The 2,002-nt window shown below is 74.0% G+C and carries 2 protein-coding genes; one reads left to right on the top strand and one right to left on the bottom strand.

Annotated features, from left to right (window positions below):
* On the bottom strand, positions 1 to 486 hold a 486-nt coding region (locus CBZ_RS20075; RefSeq protein ID WP_130783194.1), incomplete at its 3' end, for a VanZ family protein.
* A 147-nt stretch (positions 487 to 633) separates the two neighbouring features.
* On the opposite strand from CBZ_RS20075, the gene CBZ_RS20070 reads away from it, so the two are divergent.
* Positions 634 to 1,959, top strand: a complete 1,326-nt coding sequence (locus tag CBZ_RS20070; RefSeq protein WP_130783193.1) for a UDP-glucose dehydrogenase family protein — start codon at positions 634 to 636, stop codon at positions 1,957 to 1,959.
* Positions 1,960 to 2,002: the final 43 nt, after the last annotated feature.

Below are 2,002 nucleotides of genomic sequence, written 5' to 3'. Positions count from 1 at the left end.
GGCCGGGTCCTCCTGCGGGAGGACCCGGCCGTCGCGCGTCCGGGCGGTGGTCGTGGCGTCGTCGGTCCGCGTGCGGCGGGCCCGACGCGCGCCGTACGCCGCGAGCAGCGCGACGCCGACGGCCGCGCCGAGGGTGTTCATGACGACGTCCTGCACCGTCGGCACGCGCGAGGGCAGGAACGCGAGCTGGGCGAGCTCGATCGCCGCCGACGTGAGCGCGCCGAGCGCGACGGCCCACCACCGGCGGGGCAGCAGGAGGCCCACGAGCACCCCGAAGGGGACGAACATCACGACGTTCGCGACGGCCTCGACGACCGCGTAGGTGAGCCCGACGCCGCGCTCCTGCAGCCATGCGAGGACCGCCCGCACGACGTCGAACGTGTCGTCGGGCGCGGGCTTCGGCCACAGCGTGACGCGGACGACGACGGCCGACCAGGCGACGAGACCGGCGACGACGCGGCGACGGGCCCGAGCGGTGACGACCATGGCGCTACGGTAAACGGAACGCTCCCGCAGGCCGGGCAGGTCCTGGGCAGATCGGGTGATCCTGGCCGGTGAGGCAAGGATCACCCGCTGGGACCTCCTTGCGCACGGGTACATTCGGCGCATCCCAACCACCCAAAAGGGGGCAACGTGCGCATCTCCGTCATCGGCTGCGGGTACCTCGGCGCGGTCCACGCCGCGTGCATGGCGAAGCTCGGGCACGAGGTCGTCGGCATCGACGTCGACCCGCGCAAGGTCGCGTCGCTGGAGGCGGGCGAGGCCCCGTTCTACGAGCCCGGCCTGCCGGAGCTGCTCGCCGAGACCAAGGCGACGGGCCGCCTGACGTTCAGCACGGACATGGAGGCGGCCGCGGGCGCGCAGGTGCACTTCCTGTGCGTGGGCACGCCGCAGGTGCACGGCGAGTTCCGCGCGGACCTGTCGTACGTCGACTCGGCGTTCGAGGCGCTGCGGCCGTTCCTCGCGGAGGGCGACGTCGTCGCGGGCAAGTCGACCGTCCCGGTGGGCACCGCGGAGAACCTCGCGGCGCGGCTCGAGGGCAGCGGCGCGACGCTCGTCTGGAACCCGGAGTTCCTGCGCGAGGGCTTCGCGGTCAAGGACACGCTGCACCCCGACCGGCTGGTGTACGGCCTGCCGACGGACGACGAGGGCGTCCCGACGGCGGCGGGCGACGCGGCCAAGGCGGCGCTCGACGAGGTGTACGCGACGCCGCTCGCGGACCGCACGCCGCTGGTCGTCACGGACTACGCGACCGCGCAGCTCGTCAAGGTCGCGGCGAACTCGTTCCTCGCCACGAAGATCAGCTTCATCAACGCGATGGCCGAGCTGTGCGAGGCGACGGGCGCGGACGTGACGCGGCTGGCGGACGCCATCGGCTACGACGCGCGCATCGGCCGCCGGTTCCTCAACGCGGGCCTCGGGTTCGGCGGCGGCTGCCTGCCGAAGGACATCCGGGCGTTCATGGCGCGCGCGGGCGAGCTGGGCGTGAGCGACGCGCTGACGTTCCTGGCGGAGGTCGACTCGATCAACATGCGACGCCGCGTGCGCATGGTCGACCTGGCCCGCGAGGTGTGCCACGGCTCGATCGTGGGGCGCAAGGTCGCGGTGCTGGGGGCGGCGTTCAAGCCCGACAGCGACGACGTGCGCGACTCGCCCGCGCTGTCCGTGGCCGCGCAGATGCAGCTCCAGGGCGCGCACGTGACGCTCACGGACCCGCAGGCCGTCGCGAACGCGCAGGCGAAGTGGCCCGACATGAAGTTCGCGCACTCGGCGCTCGAAGCCGCGGCGGACGCGGACGTCGTGCTGCTCGCCACCGAGTGGCAGGAGTACCGCGACCTGGACCCGGACGAGCTCGGCGCGGTCGTCGCGCACAAGCGCATCCTCGACGGCCGCAACGTGCTGGACCCCGTCCGGTGGCGTGCCGCCGGCTGGACGTACCGGGCGCTCGGGCGCCCCTGACCGGACCGCACGCCCCGGCCGCGCGACGAGAGGGCGCCCCCGC

Source organism: Cellulomonas biazotea (assembly GCF_004306155.1).
GTDB lineage: Bacteria > Actinomycetota > Actinomycetes > Actinomycetales > Cellulomonadaceae > Cellulomonas > Cellulomonas biazotea.
Note: the sequence above shows the minus strand (reverse complement) of the source record. Positions and strands in the feature narration are given on the sequence as shown.